6 protein-coding genes and 1 pseudogene are annotated in these 4,384 nt (G+C 49.1%); all 7 read right to left on the bottom strand.

Features of this window, described 5'->3' with window-relative positions; genetic code table 11:
- Positions 1-211 (bottom strand): annotated as a pseudogene (locus tag EK22_RS23985) (transposase); the annotation flags it as partial.
- A 117-nt stretch (positions 212-328) separates the two neighbouring features.
- Entirely contained in the window at positions 329-676 is a 348-nt protein-coding gene (gene kfrB / locus EK22_RS21615) for an IncP plasmid survival protein KfrB (RefSeq protein ID WP_036254363.1), read from the bottom strand.
- 175 nt (positions 677-851) lie between these two features.
- Positions 852-1,670 carry a DNA-binding protein gene (locus tag EK22_RS21610; RefSeq protein WP_051962020.1) on the bottom strand — a complete coding sequence of 273 codons (819 nt, stop codon included), beginning with the start codon at positions 1,668-1,670 and terminating at the stop codon, positions 852-854.
- 144 nt (positions 1,671-1,814) lie between these two features.
- Positions 1,815-2,840: a transcriptional repressor gene korB gene (locus tag EK22_RS21605; protein ID WP_036254362.1), complete on the bottom strand. Its 1,026-nt coding sequence runs from the start codon at positions 2,838-2,840 to the stop codon at positions 1,815-1,817.
- Positions 2,837-3,607: a ParA family protein gene (locus tag EK22_RS21600; protein WP_036254361.1), complete on the bottom strand. Its 771-nt coding sequence runs from the start codon at positions 3,605-3,607 to the stop codon at positions 2,837-2,839. The genes EK22_RS21605 and EK22_RS21600 overlap by 4 nt, the downstream gene beginning before the upstream one ends.
- On the bottom strand, positions 3,604-3,909 hold the full coding sequence (locus EK22_RS21595) for a transcriptional regulator KorA (protein WP_036254359.1): 306 nt from the start codon (positions 3,907-3,909) through the stop codon (positions 3,604-3,606). Before EK22_RS21595 ends, EK22_RS21600 begins: the two co-directional genes overlap by 4 nt.
- Before the next feature lie 188 nt (positions 3,910-4,097).
- Positions 4,098-4,384, bottom strand: a 287-nt coding sequence (gene kleE / locus EK22_RS21590) for a KleE stable inheritance protein (RefSeq protein ID WP_051962019.1), incomplete at its 5' end; no start/stop codon positions are given.

The raw sequence follows: 4,384 nt of genomic DNA, 5'->3' as shown, positions 1-4,384 counted from the left end.
ACGGCGGCAAATTTTGCCTCCGGCGACCAGTCTTCTGTTTGTTTCCCGCTGCCTGGCACGGCCCCCCCTGTTCTTTGGCTTGTTTGCGCCAATTGTATAGCGTCTGGTCACAAATTCCTTCCTCTCTGACAACTTCCGGTACTGAGCGGTTATGGGGGGGCAACAGTTTTTTTAATACAGACGCTTTGCGTTCTGCTGAATAATGCGACATTACAGGCTCTTTCCGTCCCCTGTCTGGTTTCCAATTATCCCGTTAGCGGGAGGGTGATAACTATCCTGACACAGGGGGCAAGCTATTTAAAGATACCTATATTTTAGCGGCTAAAATTTACCGGGAGCGCCCTCGGCTCAGTTTAACGGCCTCGGCAGAAACGACTGCCTTGCCTTGATCGTTATAACTGATGCTTTTCGCACTTCCTATAGAAGGTACTATATCGAAATCTTGACGAGAGTACATGACAAACTTCTTGTCTGTTTTCTGATACACATTATCGTTATCCGTGTGAACGACTATACCATCATACCGCTTCGACTTTTCCGCCTTTTCCGCCATGTAGATGTTGTATATGCCAGGCTTTAGTTCGCCTGCTTTGTCCACCTTCTGATTCTTCCACACTCCTTCATGCTCGCTTTGAAGAATGCGTTGCCCATTCATAACTACAAGACGCTGTTTCATGCCCCTCCTCTATGATTGCAGATTAATAAAATGATTAAATTTCACTTAGAACAATAAAAAAGCCAACCTTTAAAGGCTGGCTTTTTTATTGTTCCGGTGCACATCTACAATTTTAGATGAAGACTATTAACTTACCAATAACTTACTAAATAATTAGGTATTTGTACTTATATCCTTATGATTTGACGGCCATCATGGCCTCCAGGGCCTGAATACGTCCTCGAAGGGTAGCCGCTTCCTTAAGCGCCTCATCCCGTTCCGTATGGGCCTTAGTGTAGAGCTCGGCCTGCCGTGTGATCTCCTTAGAACTCGCTTTACGTTGCTCCTGGTGAGTTTCCTTCTCGGCAAGCATCTGAGCCTTAAGCACAGCAAGCTGCTCAGCCGCCTGCCCTCCTCTAGTCTGCGCGGCTTCCAGGGCGTTATTCATCTTGTCCAGCTCTGCTGCATATTGCTCGGCCGCCACCTTTGCGCTTTGCTCGTTTGCCGACAATCGCTCGCGTATCTGAGCTAGTTCTACGGCCAGCGCCTGATTTTCCCTAGTCATATCCGCAAGGCGGATCTGGGCAGCTTCGAGTTCGGATCGCAACCCATCAAGCTGCTCTTCCAGGTCATCGACCGTCTGCGAAGCATCAGCCAGCTCCCTTTCGGCTTGTTCCTTCTGTTCGCCAGCCGCACGAACAATCTCGGCCACACGCCGTTCTGCCGCCTTAACCGCTTTGTCATTCAACCCTACCGCCAATGCTGCAATCCGATCCGTAAGTGTTTTAGCTACACCAGCGACCTCTTCGGCCACTTCAACAGGCAGCTCGGCTACCGGCTCAGCATGGGCTTCGATTTGACTGGCCAAATACTCATCCCATACTTGCTTGAGCCTATTGGGATTGCCACCGCCGACCTTTTGCCGCAAAGCAAAACCCGTGATGTTGCGGCCAGCTGCTAGTAGCTCTTGCCCAGCGTGGATGATATCTTCGGAAGTGAACTCGACGGGGCGCATGGCTAAACTCCTTGAATTGGTGATTAATAACTGTATTCTATCTAAAAGTAACAAACTAACAAATTAATAAACAAACTAATAAATAACAGGCAAAAGAAACCCCGCCTTAAGCGGGGTTTCTTGGATAAGAAACAATGTTTCTGATTAACCTTCTAGAACCGCTACAAGCTGTACGTCATTGAGGTTTGCCTCGAACTCATGGCCGTCATCCTCATATTTCAGCCAGGCAAAGCCATGTTCTGGCGGGCGTCGGTGGAGAACCAATCGGGCTAACCGACCATCATGCTGCACCCGTACGATAGCTTTCTTCAGTTTTTCTGGATCGGTTGCCTTCTCTTCCTTTTTTAATTTGGGGTCTTCCTGGGCTTGCTCGTTGCTGCCAATCTCATCAGTACCCTTGCTAGACAAAGCATCTGCTGTGTTAAGGTCGTTCTCTCCGTCTCTATCTTGCTCTCCGCTGTGCCGGCGCTTGTCTTCCAGGAATTCGCGCAGCAGCTTGACCGATCCTCGCGTCAGTTCCTGGCTGTCATCAGCCAGCCACACATCCACTTCTTCGGGATTCTTCTTGTATGCCGTTACCAGCTTATTGATAACAGTTACGTCATTAGCCCGACCGCTGTTGAATGCCCCGGCAATCGGCTCCGGCAAATCCAGAAGAGTGACATGCTGCGTCACGAATGCTGGCGATTTGCCGATCTCTTTGGCAATTTCACCTTTCTTCTTGCCCTTTGCCAGTTCGCGACCGATGAAATCGGCAATCTCGCGGGCAGTCAGTTCATTTCTTTGCAGATTCTCGATAACCTGATCGGCTTCGATGTAGTCGTTGTCCACGAAAGCCGGAATAGTCGTCTTGCCGGCAACTTTGGATGCGCGGTAACGACGGGCGCCGTGATTGATGATGTACCGACCTTCCGTCTCCGGATTCTCACGAACAGAAATCGGGGTCTTGACGCCACGAAGGGAGATTGTCGCGGCCAACTCATCCAGGCTTAACTTTGAAAAACCAGGGTTATCCTTTTTTCTTGGCTGGTTCGGGTCTTCATCAATCAGTTCCAGTGACAGATCCAGTGGACCGAAACTCATGGTGGTTTCCGGTTGACTCAATAGTCCCGAAAGATCACCTATGCTATCCAGGCCCAAGCCGGATATCTGTGACTTTTTGGTATTCATTGTGTAATCTCCATCTTCTCAAAAATGTGTGAAGCAAGCGCGCGGACTTCCTTCGCGGCTTTACGGGCGGCGGTTTTTTTAATTTTCCAGACGGGCACGCCTGACGCCAGTGCGTCGGCAATGCTACTGCGAAGGCCAATGCCGGTCGGTATCATCAGTTGTGGATAAGCGCTTTCCAGTTCTTTCAGGTGACGGCTGTGACGTGGATTTCGACCATCGACTTTGCTAGGCACCATGCCCAAAAATTGCAAACCCGGATTTGACTTGCGGATATTTACGATAGTCGTGACCATCTTCTTAATGCCTTGGATACTATAGGCCTCAAGCTCAATAGGCGAAAAAACATAATCGGCCACGAAAAGAGCGGCGGCCATGCTGACGCCAAGAGACGGGGCGGTATCGATCAGGCACACATCGAACCCGCATTCGTCCAGCACTTTGATATTCTTCTTAAAGCTCGTTGCCGCTTCTGTCATCGTGAGCTTCTCCATGTTCGCCATGGGCGCATCGGAAGCTATCAGACACATAGTCGGCTCGTCGGGCAAGTTATTGAAACAAGCGCGTAGCGTGTCACCGTCTGCCGTGAACATCTGACTGGCCAGGTAGTCGCTCTGAAACTCTTGCAGTGTGTAAGAAGCGTTTGCCTGCGTATCAAGGTCTATCACAGCAACCTTCATACCACGCTCAAGGAAGTCAAACGCAAGATGTACAAGGGTTGAAGTTTTACCGACGCCCCCCTTTTGGTTCGCTGTGACCAGTGTTTTCATTTCTTTATCTCCAGTTTTTTTGTTGCGTCCTCTGCCCACTTCTTGACGATAAACGCTTGATGCTCCGGCAGTACCGCTGTCACCCGCTCGTACCCCTCGGGAAGATTTGCCTTTTGTGCAGCCATCCATACACGGCTGACAGCTTGTGATACAGCTCCTTTACTTAAGCCCAGTTCGGCTACAAATTCGGCTTGCGACCTTCCCTCGACTAATACGCCTCGCGCTATTTCTATGGTCTGTTGTCCGATTTCCAGCATCCTGACGACAGTTTGAAACTGGGCTTCGGTTAACCGTTTCTTCATGAATTGCACCCATATACATTCACACCCTGGTTGTTGAACAAAGGCGGTTACAGCCGCCGACCATGCTTAAAAGTTAAGCTAAACCATTATTGTTTGTCAAATGCTTTAATATTTTAGCCGCTAAAATTTACACTGCCATTTCCGCCCGTGTAGCTATTTCTTCTTAAAACAAGAAACAGGCGTATTGCTTATCTGGCGCCTTTCGGTCTGAAAAAAGAAACAAAATAGGTGAGCGCCGTCAGCGTTGAAAAATGCAGAAGAAAAGTCCAACCGGCATAAATACCAGGCGTATTCCAGTGGTAGATCATTCGCAGCATTTGAAAGAAAACATCGAGGGAGAGTAACCATTTAAGAATCGGCCAGATTAGTACGACCACCACCCAAACAAAGTGTAGCGATCTATCGAGAACAGACTTTTTCTTGGAATCACAGTTTTTAGCTGGCTTAACCGTCGCAGGATCGGAATCCTCTGGCT

It is taken from the genome of Methylobacter sp. BBA5.1 (assembly GCF_000746145.1).
Lineage (GTDB): Bacteria > Pseudomonadota > Gammaproteobacteria > Methylococcales > Methylomonadaceae > Methylobacter > Methylobacter marinus.
The sequence above is the reverse complement of the archived record's forward strand: the minus strand, read 5'-3'. Positions and strand labels throughout refer to the sequence as shown.

What these genes read in the sequence shown, in the direction of transcription:
- kfrB (WP_036254363.1), bottom strand. Translation starts at nt 676, where the DNA reads ATGAAACAGCGTCTTGTAGTTATGAATGGGCAACGCATTCTTCAAAGC.
- EK22_RS21610 (WP_051962020.1), bottom strand. Translation starts at nt 1,670, where the DNA reads ATGCGCCCCGTCGAGTTCACTTCCGAAGATATCATCCACGCTGGGCAA.
- EK22_RS21605 (WP_036254362.1), bottom strand. Translation starts at nt 2,840, where the DNA reads ATGAATACCAAAAAGTCACAGATATCCGGCTTGGGCCTGGATAGCATA.
- EK22_RS21600 (WP_036254361.1), bottom strand. Translation starts at nt 3,607, where the DNA reads ATGAAAACACTGGTCACAGCGAACCAAAAGGGGGGCGTCGGTAAAACT.
- EK22_RS21595 (WP_036254359.1), bottom strand. Translation starts at nt 3,909, where the DNA reads ATGAAGAAACGGTTAACCGAAGCCCAGTTTCAAACTGTCGTCAGGATG.